The sequence below is a fragment of the Cyanothece sp. BG0011 genome, assembly GCF_003013815.1.
Taxonomy (GTDB): domain Bacteria; phylum Cyanobacteriota; class Cyanobacteriia; order Cyanobacteriales; family Microcystaceae; genus Crocosphaera.
Window position 1 is genome coordinate 1 of the sequence record NZ_PRLH01000019.1, and the last position, 22,371, is coordinate 22,371.

Consider the following 22,371-nt stretch of genomic DNA (forward strand, 5'->3'; position numbering starts at 1 on the left):
CTAGCTTGACTTAACACTTGCGCCGGAACCGCTTCAAACTTCGGTAAAAAGTCGTTTTCTGCCAACAACGGCATGGGATAAATTTGACCCCCGGCCAATACACCCTCCGGCATGGGAAGATAGCCGGGATCAAGGAGTAGGGCAAAATCCCCCGGATCGAGCAGAGCGAGGGGTAAGTGTGCCGTTCCTTCTTGGGAACCAATGAGGGTTAAGACTTCCCGATGGGATCAACTGCCACCCCAAGCGTTGATAGTACCATTGCGCTACTGTTTCTCGGAATGTTAACGTTCCGTGGTGGAGGAGATAACCGTGAGTGCTAGGATCTTGGAGGGAAGCGGTAATATGGGCGATCGCCTCTGGATCGGCCGGTAAATCCGATGATCCCAAGGATAAATCAATAATGGTTTGGCCGTTGCTGATTGCCTGAGATTTTGCCCTATCCATATCAGCAAAGACATTTTTTTCTAAAGCTTGAAGACGGTTCGCGAAGTGCATGGTTTTGATTATTTCGGAGAAAAGGGAGAGGAGAGGATAACAAAAAAACCTATTTTTGACCCTCTCGCCACCTCATTATTTTAGTTGAGATGTTTTTTAAGCATCTCTTCTAGTTGTTGTTTTCCGATCGCCCCTTCGTGTTCGGCCAAAAGCTGTTTATCTTTAAACAGACGTAGAGCAGGAACCCCTTCTACTTTGCATTTTGTTCGTGCCTCTGGGTTAGGGTCGACCTCTAATTTGACCACTTTGAGACTCTCGCCATAGCTATCAGCAATTTTTTTAATCGAAGGAGAAACCAAACGACATGGACCACACCAAGAAGCCCAAAAATAGACTAATACAGGGGTGTCAGCCTCAAACACTTCTGTATCAAATTGAGGATCTGTAATTTCGAGAACACTACTCATAAGTTTAGTTATCAGTGATCAATGATTCCGTTACCAGTTAATAGCTTACAAGTTTGGCCAATTTCTTCAACTGGGTTTTCTTGACTTTTGGGGCAATATAGGGAAAATACCAATGGTCTTAAAGATTATCGAGTTGACGGCGTAAGTCATCTAACTCTGCGTCAACCACGTCATCTTTAGGAGTGGCTTTATCCTTTGTTTCTCCTTCGGGTAAGGCCCCTTTGGGTTCGGCCGATCCCGTCATTTGGGCTTTAAGCATAGCCAGTTCATCTTCCACACCGCTTCCGGCTTCGAGTTCAGCAAATTGATTTTCTAAACTTGATCCCCCTAATTCTCCTACGGCCTGCGATCGCGCTTCCATGTCTAAGACTTTGTTTTCCATGCGTTCAAAGGCGGCCATCGAACCACTGGTATTCAGGCCACTCATGGTAGACTGTAGTGCTTCGTTAGCTTTAGCCGCCTTAGACCTAGCAATGAGCATATTTTTCTTGGTTTTTGCTTCAGAAATTTTGCTCTCTAGGGCGGTTAAATTACGGCGCATGGTTTCAATTTGTCCGCTTTGTTGCTCTAGTTGCTCTTTGAGGGTTGTGGCCGTTTCTGTATAAGATTTTTTGCGAACTAAGGCTTCTCTGGCGAGGCTTTCTTCCCCTTTAGAAAGGGCTAATTTTGCCCGTTGTTCCCATGTATTGGCATCTTTAAGGGCTTGTTTATATTGTGCTTCGGTTCGTTTTTGGGAAGCCAGGGTTTGGCCGAAGGCTTGTTTTAACTGGATCAAGTCTTCACCCATGTCTACAATGGTTTGTTCTAAGACTTTTTCTGGATCTTCTGCTTTGCTAACAAGATCGTTGAGGTTGGCTCGGACCACTCGGCCTAGGCGATCAAATAATCCCATAATACTGTTTATCCTCTTGGTGTGTACAAGGTTGAGTTTAAGCTGTCAAGTTAAAATAACGTTGTTATGCTGCTTCATGAAACTTACGCAAACTTAGACAGGTTTGCTGTTCAATTCCTGCTTCAACCAAGGGAGACGGCTCTCCTCGCGCGTTCCTTTGCGCCGTACGACGGCGCAGGGTCGCTCATCTTGTCCACAGGCGTTCACCCTTCGACTTCGCTTTGGGTTTACCGATAAGCCATCGGCATTCTTGATGTGATACATTCCTGTATTCTAGTTTATCAAAGAGAAGACAAGAGTTCGGGGTTCGGAGTTCGGAGTTATAAACTTTTAACCTAAACTAATTTGATAAACTTCTTTTTCCCCACTTGTAAAACTTTACCTGAAAGTTGTTCTAAGTTATCAAAGGTGATATTAACATCGGTGATTTTTTCTCCGTCTAAACGCACTGCCCCCCCTTGTATTTGTCGTCTCCCTTCTCCACTGCTTCCACAGAGTCCACTGGCATTTAAAATATAGAATAATTTGGCTGGAAATTCTACATTCGATAAGTCGTATTCGGGAACTGCATCCGTTGCACCAGTTCCTTTATTTTTAACTAAATCTTCTGCGGTTTTTTGAGCGGTTATGGCTGCTTCTTTGCCGTGGAATTGGGAGACAATTTCAATGGCTAATAATTTTTGAGATTCCCTAGGATTTTCGGGTAATTGATCTAAGGGTAAATTGGTTAATAGTTCAAAATAGTCTTTAATAATTGCATCGGGGGTTTTTTCGAGTTTGGAATACATGGATAATTCGTCTTCTTTTAACCCCACATAATTATTGAGGGATTTTGACATTTTTTGATGGCCATCTGTGCCGAGTAAAATGGGTAATAATAACCCGAATTGTGGCTTTTTCCCGAAGTGTCTTTGTAAGTCTCTGCCTACGGCAATATTAAACTTTTGATCCGTGCCTCCTAATTCTACATCTGCGTCGATCATCACCGAATCATATCCTTGCATCAAAGGGTAGAGAAATTCATGAAGAAAGATAGGATTTTCTTGTTTATACCGTTCGGCAAATCCTTCTTTTGCTAACATTTTTCCCACGGTCATGGTGGCTAAAAGTTCTTGAATTTTGGCTAAATTTAACTCTTTTAACCATTCAGAATTATAGCGAATTTCTAACCTTCCTGGGGTGTCAAAATCCAGGATAGGACGAAGTTGTTCTAAATAATTTTTGGCGTTATTTTTTACCTGTTCAGAGGTTAATTGTTTACGAACTTCTGATTTACCGGTGGGATCGCCAATTTGTGCGGTAAAATCTCCAATAATAACCACTGCAGTATGGCCGGCATCTTGAAAAGCTCGTAACTTACGAAAGGGTATACTATGACCTAAATGTATATCGGTGCCGGTGGGATCAATGCCTAATTTAACCCTCAAAGGTCGCTCCCTTTGTTCTATCAATTTTTCTAAGTTTTCTTCGGGGTTATTAGAGTCAGGTTGACTGGGGAAAATTTCGCTGGTTCCTCGATATAACCAATTCAAAGAGTCAGGGGTATTGACTGAGGACATGAGAGGCTAATAATAGTTGATTGCTTAATAAGACATCCTTCATTTTAACAGAGTTTAACCTCTGTTTATCACATTTTATCCAGGTTTCTCAGTAGGAATTCTCAGAAGATTATTGACGATCCCTGATTTTACAAGACAAAAATTTTCTATAATTTCTCCCATTTCCTTTGAGTTCTGTTAAGATAAAATGTTAATCAAGAGTTTTAATTGATTTCAAGGATTATGACCACAGAAAGAGAATATCAAGAAGGACAAAGACGAATTAGAAAACTAAGACGACAACCCCCCAATAATAATAATCAATTGCTCTGGATTTTTATGGGACTCTTTGTTTTTATTGGTTTAATCTTAGTTCAAAGTTATCAAAATCGTCCGCCACAAACTATTCCCTCCAACTCAAATCAAATTAGTCAATAAAATAGAGAAAAATAAATAGATGCTCTGGCTTTTTTTTCCAGAAAAGAAGAAAATTGAAACTCAATTCAATAAATCGTGACATGAGAGAGAAAATTTAAGCTTTATTTTACAAGAGAAGAAGGATAAATAAGATACGCTAGAGGTAGAGTCTCTGGGGAAATAAACTAATAGTTTCCTCAAAAAATAGACTTATAAAATGTTGTCCTTGTAAGATGAATTCTTCTCCTCAAAAGGTAAAATATGAGAGAACTTGACAGAGAAAAAACCAATGACATTCTCAACACCATTATGGAATATGAATTAGCGGGGGTTGTTCGCTATACCCATTATTCTTTGATGGTTACAGGCCCTCATCGTCTTCCCATTGTACAATTTTTTCAACAACAGGCCACAGAATCTTTACTTCATGCTCAACAAGTGGGAGAAATCCTAACAGGATTAGAAGGCCATCCTAGCTTAAAAATTGCCCCAATGGAAGAGACAAATGAGCATAGTTTACACGCCATTCTCTTAGAAAGTCTCAACCACGAAAAAAAAGCCTTAGATTTGTATAAGGATCTCTTAGAAGTGGTAGAAAATGCCAGCATTTATATCGAAGAATTTGCACGGGGAATGATTGGACAAGAAGAAGTTCATAACATAGAATTGAAAAAAATGTTACGGGATTACGTTTAATCAGACCCAAGCAATTTAAAAGTAACCTAGATACTATATCTGGGTTACTTTAGAAAATAATAAAAAAAATAATATAATGGATAGGTAATCAATAAGCCTTAGTAAATCATGGATTTCAGTGCTGCATTACCGACATTTGTTGTGACCTTACGAGAAGGATTTGAAGCGTCCCTAGTGGTAGGGATTGTGTTAACTTGTTTAAAAAAAGTCGAACAAACCCAACTCAATCGTTGGGTATATCAGGGGATTGGTGGAGGAATTGTCGCTAGTATTTTGGTAGGATTTTTATTAGGAGGAATCCTGCAAGGGGTAAATACTTATCAAAGTCCTTATACCCCTATTATAAAAGAATGTTTAGCCACGTTATTTGGTATCATAGCGGTAGCCATGTTAAGTTGGATGCTCATTTGGATGACCCAACAAGGAAAGCAATTAAAAGGAGAAGTTCAACAAGGAATTGAAACAGCCTTAAGTGGAGAGAATGGGGCAGGAAAAGGAATTTTCTTATTAGTTTTCATCGCTGTTTTAAGGGAAGGCTTCGAGACAGTTTTATTTATCATTGCTAAATTTGAAAACAGTTGGAAAATTCCTAGTATTGGCGCAGCTTTAGGATTATTAACCGCAGCTACTTTAGGATTTCTCCTCTTTAAGTTGGGGGTTAAAATTAATATTCGTCTTTTCTTCAAAGTGATGGGAATTTTCTTATTATTAGTAGTAGGAGGATTAGTCTTAGGAGTCCTTAAACATCTTAATTTAGTGGTGATGTTTTTAGGGCAAATTGATCCGAGTTTTTCTCAATGGTGTTGGGTTCCTGGAGACTCTTGTATTTTAGGTCCTTTAGTTTGGGATGGGTCAACTATCCTACCAGATCAAACCTTTCCTGGAATTATTCTAAAATCTTTGTTTGGCTATCGACAAACCTTATATTTAGGACAAATCCTTGTTTATTTATTGTTCTTGTTAATTGTCGGGACTTTCTATTTCAAAAGTTTATCCAGTCCGACTCCTCCCAAATCAGCCGAAAATGTCAGCTAATTCCAGACAATCTTGACAAAAATTGCTAAGCTAACTTTATGACGAAAAATGAGTCAAAAGCATCCGCTTTCTCAAATAATCGTTCATAGTTTTCAAGATGGTGATTAGGAGAGTAACCGACCCATGAGTTCATGGACTTGTGATGGAGTCCCCAAAGACGGTAAACAATACCCTGGGGTATCTCCCCACACCCCCCAAGTCAACACAGGGCCCGACTGTATCATTTGCGGCTTACCCAAAGAAGCAATGAACCCAGGCCAAGCCGGGAAGTCAAAGCCCGGTAAAACTGTGATGGCGGGGAGTTCGGGGAATGGAAGCCCTTCCTGGCTGATCCCTGTGATTATCGCCATTATTGTCCTTATTTTGGGGGGTGGGGTGGCCGCTTTCTTCTTGCTTCAAGGAAATAACGATCAAACCATCAATCCTCCCACACCTTCTCCCTCACCCACCCCAACGGTCCCGACTCCTAGCAATGGTGACGCTATCAGTCGAGGAGACAAACTCTTTTTACAATCCACCCCTAATAAACAAGCAGGCGCCGACGCATTTGCCCAAGAAAACTGGCCGGGGGCTGTTACCGCTTATGAAACCGCCGTTCAAGCTGATGCCAATGATCCCGAAAGTCGTATTTATTGGCAAAACGCCCAAGCTAAACAAGCCGGCAACCCCCTAACTATCGCCGTTGCTGTTACCACCACCAGTAGTCCCGACTCGGCGGCGGAAATTTTGCGAGGAGTGGCTAAATATCAAACGGAGTTTAATCAGTCTTCGGCCTCAGGGCGACTGTTAGAAGTGGCCATCATCGATAGTAGTGAGCCCACCACCGCCCCCAATGTTGCCCAAACCGTCATCAATACCCCCGATATTTTAGGGATTGTCGGGTACGGGATCGATCCGGGCAGTCAAGCCGCCTTACAACAGTACGAAAGCGCAGGGGTTGCCGTTTTATCACCCCTTACCAGTAGCTTTCAAGGGTCAACCCTAAAAACCATTCCCATTAATGAAAAAGAAGACGAATTATTAGTTAACTATTTGCAAGCGGTGGGGAAAACCTTAACCCAGTATGCAGCGCAACAGCAACCTTCCCCCAAGATTGCTATTTTTTATAATTCTGATAGTGGTTATAGTCAACAATTACAACAAGAAATTATTAATCGTTTGCCTGAAGTTCAAGGTAATTTAATCGAACAAATTGATATTATTTCCCCTAACTTTGATGCCAATACCGCCGTTAGTAACTTGCAAAATAGTGGAGCAAATGTGGGGATTTTAGCCTTGAGTAAAAGTAAAGTCGATCAAGCCGTAAAAATAGCTCAAGCGAATGAAAATAACGGTTCTCCTTTATTATTGATGGGAGGAGATGAACTGTATAATGCCGATATTTTGGTTCAAGGAGGAGATGCGATCGCAGGAATAATCTTAGCGGTTCCCTGGAGTTTTAGCCCGACAGATGACTTTGCTAAAGATGCCCTGCAAAGTTGGAAAGGACGAGTCAGTTGGCGTACAGCAACCGCTTATGATGCGACAAAAGCCTTAGTTGAAACCGTCAGTCAAAATCCCGATCGCTCCCTGATATTTCAGAAGTTCAATAACGGGGTCACTTTATCTGATAGTACCACCGATTTTAATTTATTTAATGAAGTTCCCTTAGTTCAAGCCGTCAAAGGAAATGAAGGGCCAAAAGGGTCAGACTATCAATTTGATTCATTAAAATAAGGAGTTAACCTAGTGGTAAAATATCGCCGTAAAGTGATTGAATATCCCTTGTTTTATACACCATTAATTATGGTGGGGATTTTTTTAGCCTTAGCTTTATTATTTGGCCTGTTAAATATCGGAAAACCCCCCGTTGCTGTGGTTATTGCCCTTGATCTCAGTAGTAGCACCTATCGAGGTCAAACCTTTAATGCTCCTAATACTATCATGGATCAAGAGGTACAAGCGGTTAATGCTTACCTGGAAGCCAATGCCAAATTAAGGAATCCGAATAAAGTACAAATTTTAGGGATTGGAGGAGGAAAAGCCCCAAAATTAACCGCTAGTATGGACTCATCTCAAGATGTAATTGTTAATCAATTAAATCGTCAATTAAATGATCCGAATTTACCCTATCAATTACGTCCTGAACCCCAACAAGATGATTTAGATATCGTCATTAATAATGCCACAGAAATTTTAGAAGATCAACAAAATCACTGCAAAGAATTATTGATGGTAACAGATGCAGGAGTTACCATTACTCAGTCAGCCGTGACTCAAGCAACAGGAAAAGATATTAAAATTAATTCTCTCGTTTTTGGCACAGATAGTGTTCCTAATTTAAGATCCGCGAGTCGTCAAACCGATGGCATTTATATTGATAATATTAACCTATCTAATGCAGGAGGAAGTTATTTAGAAGAAGTTTTTTTAAATGACTTTTTTAGACAGTTTAATAGTAACTGGAAATGGATCAGATTTTGGTTAGGTTGTGCTTTAATTGCTTTTCTTTGGTTATTGGTTTTACCCCTAGATAGATGGGTATTTCAAGGGGTATTTAAGATGTCCATGGAACCTTCAGGAAAAATAGCATTAGGTATTGCTTTTATTGGCACAATTATTACAGTAGCTTTGATGATTTCTGGGGGGTTACCTTTAATTTCATCTTGTTAATAGGAGAAGAAGCGTTATGTCATTAAAAGAGTTATTAATAGAAAAAAGACAAGAAATAGTATCTATAGCCGCCAAACATGGGGCATTTAATGTTAGGCTTTTTGGTTCAGTGGCCAGAGGAGAAGAAACAGAAAACAGCGATATTGATTTTTTAATTGATTATGATTTATCTAAAATTTCTCCTTGGTTTCCAGTTAGATTGATTCGTGATTTAGAAGCTACTTTAGGACGAAAAGTAGATGTAGTCACCGAAAAAGGTTTGAAGGAAAGAATTAAAGAGGAAGTATTAAGAGATTGTGTTAAATTATGAGAAGTTATATTGAATAAGAAATACCAGCATTAAAATATCAAATTCATTTACTTTTAAAAGAAATAGAACAATAAAGTTTTATGTCATTCCCACAACAAAAGTGTCTGGAATTAATCTAAAATAGAGAGTAAGAATCAGGAGGCGAACATGGCAGCAGTTGAAGAAAAAAGTATGGTTCCCACTGTCTTAGTGGGTGTGGGGGGAACCGGCGCAGAAATTTTATCACGAATACGCAGATTAGTTGAGGAAACCTACGGCAGTTTAGAGGCGTTTCCTATTCTCAGTTTTTTAGTGGTTGATACAGATAAAGATTATAAAATTAGTAACCCAGAAGCCGGGGGTAGTAAATTCAAAGATCATGAAAAACATTGGGCCAGCGTTAGCGGAAAACAAGTCAGCGATATGGTTTCTAATATGGAACAATATCCTTGGATTGATCGTTGGTTTCCGAGAGAGTTAGAAAGAAATATTACGTCTTTAGAAGCAGGGGCCGGACAAATTAGGGCCTGTGGTAGATTTGCTTTATTTTGTAATTATCATGATATTCGAGATAAATTTTTAGGGGCGGTAAATCGGGTTAAAGGCCGTGAAAATTTTATGTTAGATCGGTACAATATTAAAGTGAGTACCAACGCCATTAATGTGTTTGTTACCGGGTCACTTTCTGGAGGAACAGGAAGTGGAATGCTCATCGATATCGGCTATTGTGTGCGTAAATGGTTAGAAGCAGAAGGTAGCCCTTTAGTCACTGCTATTGTTCCTATGCCGCAAGCGTTTGCAGGGATAAAAGTCGGCGATCGCGTATTAGCAAATGGTTACGCAGCCATGATGGAATTAAGCTATTTTTCTGACTATCGAACCGAATATAATTGTCAATTTAGTAAGAATTTAGCGGATGAAGTTCGCAGCAACCGCGCCCCCTTTGATTTTACCTATTTAGTGGGAACAAAAAACGGAGAAAGTGACTTTAAACTGGATCAAATACGGGAGATGATCGCCCAAAATATTTTCTTAGATTTGACTTCAGATTTTTCTCCCCATAAACGATCTATCCGAGACAATATTAAATCTGCTTGGGCGCAAGCTGATCCTGGCGGTAGAGGATATCCCAAAAACTTTATGAGTTTTGGCTTATCTACCATTGAAATTCCTATTTTTCAGATTCGGAATTCTTTATGTTATCGCTTAGCAAAAGATATCGTTAACTGGTGGTTAAATGAACAAGTACAACTGCCGGCTGATTCAATGGAATTGATTAAAAGCGATATTCTTAAAAAAATGCGTTTAACCGACGTGGAATTATTAGCAGATATGGGGGCAGCGCAAGATAAATCTTATATCGAAGAAGTTTCGCAATGGGTTAATAACCTACGGCAAACCATTAACCAAGAAAACTATTTACAGTGTACGGCAACAGGTATTAATATTTTCGGTAAAGAACAGGGAAAAATAAAAGAGTTAGATCGATTTATTCAAGAAGAAGTCAATAGTTATAGACAAGATCATTTTCGAGAATTAAGTCCCGATGAACGGTTACACGGAGACTATTTTCAAAGAATTTATGATAACCGCGATCGCACCATTACCCAAGGAAGAAAAGCCCTAGAAGACGAACTTTATCGTATTATTGAAGATCGCAATTTAGGACCTAAATTTGCTCATACCTTTATTACGATGGTCAGACAAATTTTTGACGATACCAGACAAAGATTTAGTCAACAAAAAGAACAACTTTGGGAACCCAAAGAAACAGAAAGACAGGAACAATACGAAAAAGCATTAGAAGAATTTATTCAGATAAAAGAGCAATATGGTATTACGAAAAAAGATAGAATCACCTTGTGTTGTGAGAGCATTTTAGAAAATCTCCAAGGCAGTTTAATCGCAACCATACAGCGAAAAACTCGCGCTGCTTCATTAACCGTTATTGATCGTTTAAAAGAAGAATTAGACAGTTTAGAAAGGCGTTTAAATCGCTTTCAACAGCGTTTAATACAGACAAGAGATGAATTTGCTAAAGAAGCAGATCATCAAGCTGAAAGTGCCGATGTTTTAACCATAAATGGCATTAAACTATATGATAGAGATAAGATGAATGAACTGTATCAAGACTTAATTGAAAAACTAGGATCGAATGTTCAAGGGAGTAAAAGTCGCTTTGAAATGGGACTGGATCAAATTTGTAGTACCCTATCAGAAGATATTTTAAAAGAAGCCAGTCCTTTATGGAAGAAAAACCGCCTCGCTGATGAATATATGCGCTTATTTGATGTTCCCAAAATTCCTGATGTGCAACAAGAAGATTTAGAAGAAATTATCTACAATTATAGTAAAGAAACCGTAGTCGATAAAACCCCAAAAAATGCCCATCTTTATACCGAGATGGCAGCTTGCGATCGCCTCTTCAAACTGTACAACGACGAAACAGAAATTACTGATAATATTCGTATAGCCTATCATAAATCTAAGCCCTTAATTATGATGAATCGGGCGGTTTTATCAGGAAAAGATGCAGGGTTTACCCCTTCAACTAATGTCAATGTTGGTATTTTAGGGGGTAGAAATACCGCCGATCCTGCAGCACAAAAACTCCTTCCTTTACTGCAACAATTCCCCGATATTAAAGAAAGTGCCATTAAACCTTTAGGAGATTCTGAACGCCACCGGATGGTATTTGTACAAGAAACAGGAGGCTTTTCTTTACGTTGTATTGATGGGATGAAAGAGTTAAGACAATCCTATCAAGACTGGAAAGGGGACAGCATTGAAGCCAAACGCGCCCAATTACGAGGCGAACCCAGAGACTTACCCATTCCCGTCCACATTCAAAAAGAACCCCCATTTTGGGATGTCTTTCCCGAAGATCCAAAAATCTTTCAATTAGTGATTCAAGCAAGAGCATTAAATGTCTTATACTTATCAGAAAATCAAGCTACCAGAGAAAACACAATTCGTTACACTCGTAAAACGAATATAGGTCTAGAAAATGTTGACATTGCTTCAAGTTGGGAAGAAGCGTCACAAATATTAGAAGTTCGTGCTTGTCGTGAAGATAGAGAAGAAATACAACAACAAATTACTGAAAAGTTAAATCAAGCCCAAACCCCTCAACAAAAACGACAACTTTATCAAACTTTAATGGCCTATTTAGAACACCGATCCTTAGAATTAGAAAAACAAGGGGGTAAAGACAGTCCCGAATACAAACGAGAGGCAGAAATCATTAAAAGATTAATCGATGATCATCAACTTTATGTCACTGAAACTGTGAGTCATACCCCAAAAACAACAACCGAAAAACCGCCCCAACCCCCTCAACCTCCTGCTCCTAAAAAATGGTATCTTTATAAAGAGAATCAACAAACTGGCCCCTTTTCTAAAGATGAATTATTAACCCAAGGCGTTACCCCAGAAACCTATATTTGGTGTGCCGGTATGGAAGGATGGAAAACAATGTCAGAAGTGGCAGAATTAAACCATCTTTTGTAAATAGGAAACAGGGAACAGGAAATAGTTAACTAAAAATCTTCCCTCTTATTTGCCCCTCTTGATAAGGGGGGTTAAGGAGATCGTTTTCTGCCTCCTTAAAAGGAATACGCCATAATTGCTCTAATTCACTGGCTGGCATGGTTAAATATAAAACATCCCCAGGCCGTAACTGAGTCTCTAATAACTCCCAACTATGGATAGTTAAAGGGTTTCGTTCCAAATACAACGGCACAAACCCTCCTTTCATGGCTGCATCTTTCACGGTTTCCCCACAACAAGAATGTTTCGGGGTGATTAAAGTGGCTAAAGCTACCCATAACAAGTCTTCTGTCATGCCATTGCCCAAAATTTTGCCTCCCAAGGCAGCAGCCGCAAAAGAAGGGGTGGCTAACTCCGAGGGACATAACACCGTTTCAAACTCAAAAACCTCTTGCACCGACTGACCAAACTGAGGATCTTGCGATCGCAGGGTAATGTTAATCTGAGGAGCGATCGCTTTAGCCGTTAGCCCGATCTCCACATTGATCATATCGTCGCTAGTAACAACAATAATCCCTTCTGCTTTTTGAATATTAGCCGTCTTTAAAGTGTCATTAACCCTTGCATCTTCTAAAATAATGGGAACCCTTAACGATCGCGCCGTATGTAAAAAACGGTTATTTTGATCCGACTCTATCACCACCACCTCATACCCTTGTCCCTGGAGTTGACGAACAATTTGAATACCAATGCCTCCCAACCCACAGACAATATAATGGTGTTTAGTAGGAACCCGGGCTACATCCCAAAACTGTTTTAAACGACTCCCTAAAATAAAATCATTAAGTAGCGCATAACACACACCGATCACCCCTGCACCCACAATCATCATAATAGCGGTAAATACTTTAATGGTGTCCGGGGCTTTTTCGGCCACTTGTTCTTGTCCGCCGGCACCGGTGATCATGCCCACGGAGAAGTATAACGCATCGACTAAAGAGGTATTATAATTCACTGCCACATAGGTAAAGGTTGCAGCAAAAATCATTCCCAATAAACACAACGTTACCGCAATGACAGGATTAACATAACGTTGATAACGTCGTAAATTAGCGATCGCTTTAACTATTTTCTGACCCCAAAAGCGACGTTGAGAACGACTGCTTAAGCGAGTCCCAATAATGAGATGATCCCCTAATTGTAGGGATTTTTTCTGTAAGACTGCTGAAACTAAATCTAACTCACCCTGAGCCGGTAAATAGTAAATTAACATCCGTGAGGGACATTCCCACAACTCCCCTAAATTTAACCCTAACCACGGATGATTTTCGTCGATAACAACATCTTCGATGGGCCAAATTTGCTTAAATAATTGTAGTTGACCGATCGCTTTATTCCCCAAGGCCGCGAATGAGAAGATAGGGGCAGCTAAGGCGGCCACACTCATGGTATGGTGACGGGGAAGGGTTTGATCGAGTCTTTCCCCTAACGTATGGTTAAATAAACGGTTAATAATGCGAATTTTCGGGTTCAGTATACGCGCTTGGGTGAGGGTTCCTAAGTTAACCGCATCGTTATTACTGGCTAAAACGAGGGTATGGGCGTGATGAATGCCAGCTTTGGCTAGGGTTGAAGGGGAACTTAATTCGCCGACAATGACATTATCAGAGGTTTCTCCTAAAATGAGGCGGTCGCTAATTCCCACTACAGCAGCCCCTTGTCGTTTTAATAAACGAAATATTTTATATCCGGTTCGTCCCAACCCACAGACTATGATTTGCGGTTTCATGAAAAGTTTTGAGTGTTTTTTAATCTTTTAGTATTGTTGATATTTTTTCTGATTGTCTGTAGCCTTCTTTACGATTTACTAGATTTCAGACTATTTTAAGGAATTAATGACATCTATAATAATGTTGTATTCTAGAAACAGTTGCTATTACCTGAGCGTCTTGTAAAGTAGAAATAGGTCAGATACCCGTTATACAATGAATTGATGCTAAATCGGTTTTAGCAGACTTATAATGTTCCACTATTAGTTAAACACAAACATAAGCGTGTTGAGGAAGAAAATCTATGATGTTTAACCCATTGAAAGCTAAAAACATAGCAGTTATGCTTACCCTTTTAGGGGTTACCCTAGGGTTAGCCCCTGTCACTGTAGCACAATCCATCGATCAAGTGGATAAAAAGCCTTATCAAAGCAATGAAAAAAATCCCAACGGAGACATGGGGGATTTTATGAACCCCCTAAATTTAATGCACCGTGCTAATTTAGAACGGAGTCGTAGTGGGGGTGAGTTTGCTGAAGATACTAGAAATAACCTCAACGAAGCAGCTAAGTCTTTTAAAGAAGCGCAAAGACAAATGTTAGAAGCGCAAGAAGCTGCTAATCAAAATCAAGAACCATAATTATTTTAGATTAATCAGAAAGCCTCCTTATCATAGGGGGTTTTTTTTATTTTTTACCAAATTTTAGTTAAATCTATAGCACTACAAAAAATAGTGAGGACACTCGTTAACCTTGAAACTGTTGTCTAATCAACGATTGCCACCCCCTTTAACTCCCCTTTTTGTGAAGGGGAGAACCCTTGCCCATTCCCCATTCCCTATTCTCACATCTTGCACCAGGACAAATAAACTCAATAGAAAAACAAAAACAATCAATTCTAAGACAGTTAGAGTCAAAATAAACCCCTATACCCTACACCCCACACCCTTTCACTACTAGCCAATTTTAAACAAGATGCAAGATGCGAGTATTCCCCGTTTTTAGCTGACTAAATAATTATAGCAAGACTTTTAATGTTCTTCTCTCCATTGTTGTGCTTGAGATTGTATTTCTTGTAATTCTTCTGAGTCCATTTTTTTGAGATTAGCTAATACTAAATTCATTCTACCTAAAGATTTTAGTTTGTCTTGATGACGCGCTAAAAAATCCCAATAAAAGAAGTTAAAGGGACAAGCTTTTTCTCCTGTGCGTTTCGTTTTTTGATAAACACAATTTTTACAATAATCACTCATTTTATTAATATAATTAGCCGAGGCTGCATAGGGTTTTGATGCTAATATTCCCCCATCGGCAAACTGTCCCATTCCTATCACATTCGGAACCATCACCCAGTCATACCCATCAATAAATGCACTATGAAACCAATCATTAATAGTTTGAGGAGATACCCCAAAAATTAAAGCAAAATTGCTCAACACCATTAATCTTTGAATATGATGACCATATCCCGTTTCTTCTACCTGTTGTAGAATTTGTTTTAAACAATTCATATCTGTTTGCTCACTATTCCAGTAAAATTCGGGTAAGGTTTCTTGATGATTAAACCAATTTTTATCCCTATAATCATCATCCATTAATTGATAAATTCCATACATATATTCTCGCCATCCTAAAATTTGTCTGATTAAACCTTCTACACTATTTAAAGGATAATCAAACTCATCATAAGCTTTTTCAATTTTTCTAATCACTTCTAATGGTGTTAATAATCCAAGATTAATATAAGGAGAGATTAAACAGTGCCACATAGTATATTCTCCTGTTACCATAGCATCTTGATAAGTACCAAAATTGTTTAAATTATTCTCTAAAAAATGCTCTAATACTTGTAACGCTTGTGAACGAGTAACCCCCCATTTAAAGGGTTCAATTTTGCCGTAGGTTGCTATTTTATAAGATTTGATATCTTTAATCACTTGTTGGGTAATTTCATCAGGTTCAAACCATAAAGGAGTAGGAGGATTTAAGTTTTGTTTGGGAGGTTTACGATTTTGTTTATCAAAATTCCATTTCTCTCCAACCGGTTGATCTCCTTCCATTAAAATATTGAATTTTTTTCGGCCTTCTCGATAAAAATCTTCTAATAATAACCGTTTTCTTGAATCATTCCATTGTTTAAATTCTGCTTGACTCCAGAGAAAATGATTATTAGGAATAAACTTAATTTGACAATCTAACTTAAAGCTTTCAATCAATCTTGAAAATGGGCGATCGCAAGGAGTTACCAATCTTAATTCTGTGATTTTATGCTGATTAATCCAAGCATTTAATGATGGTTCAAAATCTTGTGCTATTTTGTAACTAACTTGCCATCCTTGTGAACTTAATTCTTCAGCAAAATGACGCATTGCTGAGAAAACTAAGACTAATTTTTGTTGATGATAAGGTTTTTCTTGAATATAGTTATGAGACTCAATAAAAATAACAGGGGTTTCTTGTTTATTATTTTTGCAACTGAGTAATGCAGCTTGTTCTGAATGTAATTGATTTCCTAAAATCCAAATACCAATAGTCATAAATAGAAATTAATTGAATGAGTTTAAAACAATATTATTAATCCTAACTGATTATTCAACCCTTTCCAAGTCCCTTATCTTGAACTTTTTATTTCTATCGAAAATCAGAGTTTATAAAAATAATTGATCAATATAAACTTTAAATGCTTCAATTTTTTTTGTTTCTTCATCAGTTAACATAATATTAGGGTGAAAAATAATCTCACCCTCCTCAGAAATATCAGCAATAACTCGATTTCTTAACCTCTCTCCTAACTGTTGTCCGGCTGCTTTCCATAAAGACAGTTGAGGACTTTCTAAAATATCGAGATGTTGCGCTAAAAAATCTTTTTGATAATCATAAGGTATCCAACCTTTGTCAGATTTTAAGGCTTGAGTTAAGGTGTCTGATAAAATCTCAGGACTGGTTTTTTCTCCTTTACTTTTTAACCATAAAACCCAAGAACAAAACGCGATTAAAGTATTTTCTAAATTATGAGGACAATAAACAATGGTTTCTAATAAATCTTGAGAAAAATTAACCCCTAACCGTCTCAGTCCCCATTTATATCGGTCAAAAATTTCAACAACCCCATCATCTACATACTCATAAAATACTGCTTGTCTTAAGTTAATCATTTTGAAATTAATATCCTAACCATCAATCAGATAAAATAAAAAATACTAAACTTGTCCCCTTTCCGCTACAATAGACAACGGCATAAATGTTCAAAATAGATTGCCCTTGCTATCATCAGCAACACGATTGATAACGCTTTAACACTACATTTGGGAAGGTCGCTCCATGATTCACGATATTTTCATGCCTGCATTAAGTTCTACCATGACCGAAGGAAAAATTGTCTCTTGGGTCAAGTCTCCAGGGGATAAAGTATCTAAAGGGGAAACCGTGGTTGTCGTAGAATCAGATAAAGCAGATATGGATGTAGAATCTTTCTATGATGGCTATCTAGCAACTATTTTAGTCGAAGCCGGTCAAGAAGCTCCCGTAGGAGATGCGATCGCTTTAATCGCAGAAACGGAAGAAGAAATTGCCCAAGCCAAAGAAAAAGCCCCTTCTGGCTCCCAGAAATCCCCCGAACCTACCCCACCTCAAAAAGAGGAAACCCCCCCCTCTCAAGCCCCCGCAACCACCGCTACAGCAACAGCAACAGCCCCCGCGTCAACCAATGGCAAAAGTAACCGTATTGTGGCTTCTCCCAGAGCGAAAAAATTAGCCAAACAACTAGGGATCTCTCTCAACACGGTGGAAGGAAGCGGTCCTTATGGCAGAATTGTGGCAGAAGATATTGAAAAGGCCGCAGGAAAAACCCCGACACCCCCTGCTATTCCCACTCAAACCCCTCAACCGTCTCAACCCACTGCAACCTCAACCCCTGCCCCTGCAACCCCAACACCTACCCCTGTTACCGCAGGAGAAACTGTACCCCTCAATACCCTACAAAAAGCAGTGGTACAAAACATGGTGGCTACCCTACAGGTTCCTACCTTCCATGTCGGTTATACTATTACCACCGATGAGTTAGATAAGCTCTATAAGAAACTGAAGGCTAAAGGGGTAACTATGACAGCCTTATTGGCCAAAGCAGTAGCAGTTACCCTCGAAAAACATCCTTTAGTTAACGCAAATTACAGCGAGCAAGGCATTCGTTATCCTCAGTCGATTAATATTGCGATCGCTGTCGCCATGCCGGATGGTGGGTTAATTACTCCCGTCTTACAAAATGCTGACAAAGTTGACATCTATTCTCTATCTCGTACCTGGAAAGATTTAGTTGACAGAGCAAGAGCCAAGCAGTTACAACCAGAAGAATATAATAGTGGTACCTTTACCCTATCCAATTTAGGAATGTTTGGGGTGGATCGCTTTGATGCCATTTTACCCCCCGGACAAGGTTCCATTTTAGCGATCGGTGCATCGAGTCCCCAAGTGGTAGCCACTCCTGATGGGTTATTAGGGGTTAAACGTCAAATGGCGGTTAATATTACCTGTGATCATCGTGTTATTTATGGTTCCCATGCGGCGGCTTTCTTACAAGAGTTTGCTAACTTATTAGAAACGGATGTGCAATCTTTAACCATGTAAGCCATTGTTATAGGGGATATTTAAGAGGATATTGAGACTGAATATCCCCAAAACAATAATAAAGAAGACATTAGCTTATCTTTGCAACCCGTTGAGTTGAGTGAGATTTTTGAGACAAAGGGGCAGCCATTGCCGTGATTTGTTGCATTAACCAAGGTGTTAGTTGTTGACACCATAGGGCTAAATGGCTTTGCCATCCGACGACAATTTCTGAAATATCTTTTTGTAACCCTATGACTAAAGCTTGAGCCACTTTTTTCGGAACAACCGGTTTCATGAAGCGAAACCACTCTAAACCCTGTACCATATCCGTATCCGTTAAAGAAGGCAACAAAGCGATCACTCGAATGTTATAGGGAGCTAATTCGCTTCGCAACGCTTGGGTAAAGCCTAAAAGGGCGAATTTTGTAGCGGAATAGGTAGCCATGGTGGGAGCAGCAATTTTACCCATTAAACTAGAAACATTGATGATGGTTCCTTGTTTTTGAGCGGCCATGCGTCGTGCTACCACTCTTGTTATATGATAAGTCCCCATCAAATTAACGGAAAGTTCGTCTTCGACTTGGGATAATTTAGAATAAAGAAAAGAGCTTTGATGGGCGACTCCTGCACAGTTAACCAAAATATCAATGGGGCCGTAATCTCGCCAAGCTTGAGCAATAGCAGTGGTAACACTAACGGAGTCTCTGATATCTAAGGGCAGAATAACCACTTCTACAGTCGCTTCTGTGGCTTGAATTTCTTCAGCAACCTCTGTTAGATTAACTCGGTTGCGAGCCACTAATAGTAAGCGTTTAATCCCTTGTTGAGCTAATTCAATGGCGATCGCACGACCAATTCCACGAGATGCTCCGGTAACGAGGGCAGTTTTTCCTAATACTTTCACCTTTACTGTCTTCCTTTTACAAGACTTCAAGGAATTTAGGTGCATTGATGAGTGCATCTTTCCTTTGTGTCTACTCTAGCCAAACAAAGTAAAGAAATCGGGTTGATTTTAGAGATTTTGTTAGAGAAATTATGGGAAAAAAGTCCACCTTAAGGCGGACTTTTAGCTCACAATAAGCATAAAAACCTATCGCATTTGTTTTTCTTTCTTACTGGGAGAAACTTGATAAGATTTTTCTAACAACATGAGTTGCTTGGCTTTTTCGTTGAAAGCTTGACTATCTAACAAGTTCAAGATCAAAGCATCGACGGAAAATAAACCGGCACCATTGATTAAAAAGAAGAGAAAACAAGCTGCATAGACAGCAGAGAGTTCGAGATAAGGAATACTAAACCCTGCCACTAAAATATGATGGTACATCGCCACAAGCATGGTTGAGAATAACCCTAATGCAGCCGGACGAGTGAATAAACCAATGGCAACTAACGGCGCACCGATTAATTCAGTAAAAGCAGCCACATAACTAAAGAAAATGGGAAAAGGTAGCCCAATATAAGCCACATAAGCCTCTGCAAAGCTTTCGATATTGCCGAGTTTATCGAGTCCATTATGGATCATCATTAAACCGACAACCACCCGAAAAATTGCCCAAGCGGTTTGGGACGCAATGCTAGGGTTAACATTGGGTTTGAAGACTAAACTAAGTATTGATGTATTCATGATGACAAGAGGTGAAAAAATTGAAAAAATTAAGGAATTTACAAAACTTCATTGAGTTTTGTAGATAAATGTTTAGAAAAAATCCAGTGGCATCATGACCCTAATCCCTTAAACGTCGTTGTTTAGGGGACTAAAGCAATAAGGCTCTAGACAATGCTGATGAGTATAGCATTAACATTTCTTAATATCTTAACAAGTTTCTTAAATATTTCAACGTCAGTTGTCAGGTAACAGTGATCAGTCGTCACTTATCCGTAGGTGGTAGGGGCTTAATATTATTAAGCCCCTACAGATATTATTAACTCTCTACAAGAATCAAGAGGTTGGGTTACTTTTTAAATTGTTCTAAGCTATTATTTTTAAGCCATTTACCGAGTTGATATATGTTATAACTACGATCAAAAGATGTTGGAGGTTTAGAAGAATATGTTTGTGCTATTTTGTGATAATGATAATTAATAAAATCCTCAAACATTTTTAAAGGTAATAAAACAGCTTCAGTAATCAGTCCATCTTCAAATTCAAGTTCTTCAAATTTAAACCGATAACCTACCCACCAAATGGTAGGTAATTCGTTATTAACCCATCTTTGAAGGTTATTTATTATATTGTTATGAATAGGATCTGGATTCTTTCTCTCATTAATCATATACCAAAATAAATTATGACGAACATAATATTTATTATTTTCATCTTTACAAATTTCTACTTCAACCTCTTCTATATGTACTAACCAGCGTGTCATCTTTTTAGGTAGAGAGGGTGTCATTAATTCTTGAGATTGGTTTTGTGATTCTTGTTGGTGGTTGGTGTTCATGGTGTTTTCTAATAAAGGTAATTTATCTTTTAATTTTTCTTCTATGACTAAATTAGATAAAGTCAGAATTTTTAGGTCTTTTATCATCAAAACATCAACGTCTAAAATAGATCCGTTTTGAAGATAATAACTTCGCTTATCACTGTGTTTTTCTAAATAATTGATAACTTCTAACCCACTATAAAATTCAAACTGATATCCAGACATTGTATAAATAGGGGTATCTATCCAAACAATGATACGATTAGAATGTCGATACAGTCCAGACCAAGCATTTCTAACTAAACCCCCATGTTTCTTAGTTGCAGAATTTTGTAATATGTCATAATCATTAGGATTAATAAGACACAAAATATGAGTGATATTATCTTGATCTTGATACTGACCTAATATCAGGGATCTAATGGTTGGATAGAGACTATTGGGTTTATTTAATACTTTGAGAATACGTTTAATTTCTTCTTCAAGGGTAGGAACTTTAGGAAGATATTGTTTAACTTTGCTGTTATTGAGTTCGGGTTTCAGGGTGTTAATATAGTAACGTTCTTTTTCGTCTAGCTGTTCAATAGGAAAGGGATAATGATAAATGGTGTAATGATATTTTTTATTGGATCGTTTCAGTTGAGAATATCGATGATGACTGTTACCTTGCCATCTTGATTGTATATCCTTAGCTTGTCCGACATACCAAACATGATCATCTTTATCTGCAACGATATAGATACCTGAATAGGAGGGAAGACAATCTTTTAACTTGAAGGATGTATGCTGCCAATCTTTCCATTCCATAGAACTGAATCAATGTAACTTGTCTCGTACTTTTTAGTAGTATTCCCTAATATGTTAGATAACTATCAAACCTAAATAAGATATAAATCACTAAAATGACATGATTTGGATCAAGTATGGGTATCCTATTGATAATCCAGTATTGTGAACTCAGGGACAACAAAACTTGTAAACTGAGATACAGCCGCTTTTTATTTTTTTATTAATTAAAAGAAATTAATCAGAGTAAACCTTATCTTATCAGGTTGATATTGTTATGCTTTTTTTCAAAATCTTAGCTTCTATTTATTTGTTAAAAGTACCCATTAGTAGCCAAAAAACAAAAAAGTCTGATCAAGGATTTACTTTATTAGAATTATTGATTTCAGGGATAATGGTTGGCATTTTCTCTGCGATTGCCACACCTGCTTATATCGCCACCATTGACAAATTTCATTATGGAGAAGCTAAACTTCATATGGGTTGTATCAAACGAGAATTAGAAGCATTTAGATTTGAAAAGGGATATTTTCCAGAAGATGTACATCCTGACAGAGTGCCAGTAGGAATTGAATGTTTTATTAGAAGGAATACAACCCTAACCCCTTATAATTCCAGGTATGATTATGAAAATTGGCCTTCTAGTGGGGGTTGTGTGGTCAAAATTAGCTTTTTTGGCAAAGATAATATAAGACAGTCTCCTGTTAATGGTAGTCTGCATCATCAACCCGGGTTTTATGAGGATAGAGAGAGAGATAGAAATAGTGATGATTTAACTTTGAGTTTAGGTTGGCAACCCTCCGAAGTGTGCAACCGGTAAGATAAATCATCGAAGCAATCTCGTTAAAATTAAAAATTAAGGTAATAATATAAGTAAAA

Annotated in this window: 19 protein-coding genes and 1 pseudogene; 10 read left to right on the forward strand and 10 right to left on the reverse strand. The window is 38.5% G+C overall.

All coding sequences use genetic code 11. The features are described 5' to 3' along the window. From C4E06_RS04205 to tyrS, 4 genes and pseudogenes are all read right to left on the reverse strand, one after another. A pseudogene (locus C4E06_RS04205) lies at positions 1–495 on the reverse strand (aminotransferase class I/II-fold pyridoxal phosphate-dependent enzyme); the annotation flags it as partial. Between the two features lie 80 nt (positions 496–575). Further along, positions 576–902, reverse strand: coding sequence for a co-chaperone YbbN (locus tag C4E06_RS04210; protein WP_107666957.1), 327 nt, complete (start codon positions 900–902; stop codon positions 576–578). 118 nt (positions 903–1,020) lie between these two features. Next, entirely contained in the window at positions 1,021–1,794 is a 774-nt protein-coding gene (locus C4E06_RS04215) for a PspA/IM30 family protein (RefSeq protein ID WP_107666958.1), read from the reverse strand. Positions 1,795–2,129: 335 nt separating this feature from the next. Further along, positions 2,130–3,353, reverse strand: coding sequence for a tyrosine--tRNA ligase (gene tyrS / locus C4E06_RS04220; protein ID WP_107666959.1), 1,224 nt, complete (start codon positions 3,351–3,353; stop codon positions 2,130–2,132). Between the two features lie 222 nt (positions 3,354–3,575). Between tyrS and C4E06_RS04225 the strand changes: the two genes are divergently transcribed. The 7 genes from C4E06_RS04225 (at position 3,576) to C4E06_RS04255 (ending at position 11,931) form a co-directional block, all read left to right on the forward strand. Then, positions 3,576–3,770 carry a hypothetical protein gene (locus C4E06_RS04225; RefSeq protein ID WP_107666960.1) on the forward strand — a complete coding sequence of 65 codons (195 nt, stop codon included), beginning with the start codon at positions 3,576–3,578 and terminating at the stop codon, positions 3,768–3,770. 240 nt (positions 3,771–4,010) lie between these two features. Next, complete coding sequence (locus C4E06_RS04230; RefSeq protein WP_009547070.1) at positions 4,011–4,445, forward strand: bacterioferritin; 435 nt, start codon at positions 4,011–4,013, stop codon at positions 4,443–4,445. A gap of 108 nt (positions 4,446–4,553) precedes the next feature. Continuing rightward, the gene (locus tag C4E06_RS04235; protein WP_107666961.1) at positions 4,554–5,480 is read left to right on the forward strand and encodes an FTR1 family protein; all 927 of its coding nucleotides are present in this window, start codon (positions 4,554–4,556) and stop codon (positions 5,478–5,480) included. A 123-nt stretch (positions 5,481–5,603) separates the two neighbouring features. Then, the gene (locus tag C4E06_RS04240; protein WP_107666962.1) at positions 5,604–7,196 is read left to right on the forward strand and encodes an ABC transporter substrate-binding protein; all 1,593 of its coding nucleotides are present in this window, start codon (positions 5,604–5,606) and stop codon (positions 7,194–7,196) included. Between the two features lie 12 nt (positions 7,197–7,208). Beyond that, entirely contained in the window at positions 7,209–8,132 is a 924-nt protein-coding gene (locus tag C4E06_RS04245) for a hypothetical protein (protein ID WP_107666963.1), read from the forward strand. A gap of 16 nt (positions 8,133–8,148) precedes the next feature. Next, on the forward strand, positions 8,149–8,442 hold the full coding sequence (locus tag C4E06_RS04250) for a nucleotidyltransferase family protein (protein ID WP_107666964.1): 294 nt from the start codon (positions 8,149–8,151) through the stop codon (positions 8,440–8,442). A 147-nt stretch (positions 8,443–8,589) separates the two neighbouring features. Further along, positions 8,590–11,931, forward strand: a complete 3,342-nt coding sequence (locus C4E06_RS04255) for a tubulin-like doman-containing protein (RefSeq protein WP_107666965.1) — start codon at positions 8,590–8,592, stop codon at positions 11,929–11,931. Between the two features lie 25 nt (positions 11,932–11,956). Here C4E06_RS04255 and C4E06_RS04260 read toward each other — a convergent pair whose 3' ends face one another. Then, a complete protein-coding gene (locus C4E06_RS04260) occupies positions 11,957–13,699 on the reverse strand; it encodes a TrkA family potassium uptake protein (protein ID WP_198648302.1) in 1,743 nt (580 codons plus the stop codon). Positions 13,700–13,983: 284 nt separating this feature from the next. On the opposite strand from C4E06_RS04260, the gene C4E06_RS04265 reads away from it, so the two are divergent. Continuing rightward, entirely contained in the window at positions 13,984–14,319 is a 336-nt protein-coding gene (locus C4E06_RS04265) for a hypothetical protein (RefSeq protein ID WP_107666966.1), read from the forward strand. 390 nt (positions 14,320–14,709) lie between these two features. Here the strand turns inward: C4E06_RS04265 and C4E06_RS04270 are convergent, their stop codons facing one another. Next, a complete protein-coding gene (locus C4E06_RS04270) occupies positions 14,710–16,215 on the reverse strand; it encodes a cryptochrome/photolyase family protein (RefSeq protein ID WP_107666967.1) in 1,506 nt (501 codons plus the stop codon). A 111-nt stretch (positions 16,216–16,326) separates the two neighbouring features. After that, entirely contained in the window at positions 16,327–16,833 is a 507-nt protein-coding gene (locus C4E06_RS04275) for a hypothetical protein (protein WP_107666968.1), read from the reverse strand. Between the two features lie 166 nt (positions 16,834–16,999). Between C4E06_RS04275 and C4E06_RS04280 the strand changes: the two genes are divergently transcribed. Next, on the forward strand, positions 17,000–18,301 hold the full coding sequence (locus C4E06_RS04280; protein WP_107666969.1) for a dihydrolipoamide acetyltransferase family protein: 1,302 nt from the start codon (positions 17,000–17,002) through the stop codon (positions 18,299–18,301). 70 nt (positions 18,302–18,371) lie between these two features. Here C4E06_RS04280 and C4E06_RS04285 read toward each other — a convergent pair whose 3' ends face one another. The 3 genes from C4E06_RS04285 to C4E06_RS04295 form a co-directional block, all read right to left on the reverse strand. Then, a complete protein-coding gene (locus C4E06_RS04285) occupies positions 18,372–19,187 on the reverse strand; it encodes an SDR family oxidoreductase (RefSeq protein ID WP_107666970.1) in 816 nt (271 codons plus the stop codon). Between the two features lie 186 nt (positions 19,188–19,373). Beyond that, a complete protein-coding gene (locus C4E06_RS04290) occupies positions 19,374–19,907 on the reverse strand; it encodes a DoxX family protein (protein WP_107666971.1) in 534 nt (177 codons plus the stop codon). A 328-nt stretch (positions 19,908–20,235) separates the two neighbouring features. Beyond that, the gene (locus tag C4E06_RS04295; RefSeq protein WP_198648303.1) at positions 20,236–21,513 is read right to left on the reverse strand and encodes a GIY-YIG nuclease family protein; all 1,278 of its coding nucleotides are present in this window, start codon (positions 21,511–21,513) and stop codon (positions 20,236–20,238) included. Positions 21,514–21,769: 256 nt separating this feature from the next. Here C4E06_RS04295 and C4E06_RS04305 point away from each other — a divergent pair, with 256 nt between their 5' ends. Then, positions 21,770–22,312 carry a type II secretion system protein gene (locus C4E06_RS04305; protein WP_107666972.1) on the forward strand — a complete coding sequence of 181 codons (543 nt, stop codon included), beginning with the start codon at positions 21,770–21,772 and terminating at the stop codon, positions 22,310–22,312. Positions 22,313–22,371: the final 59 nt, after the last annotated feature.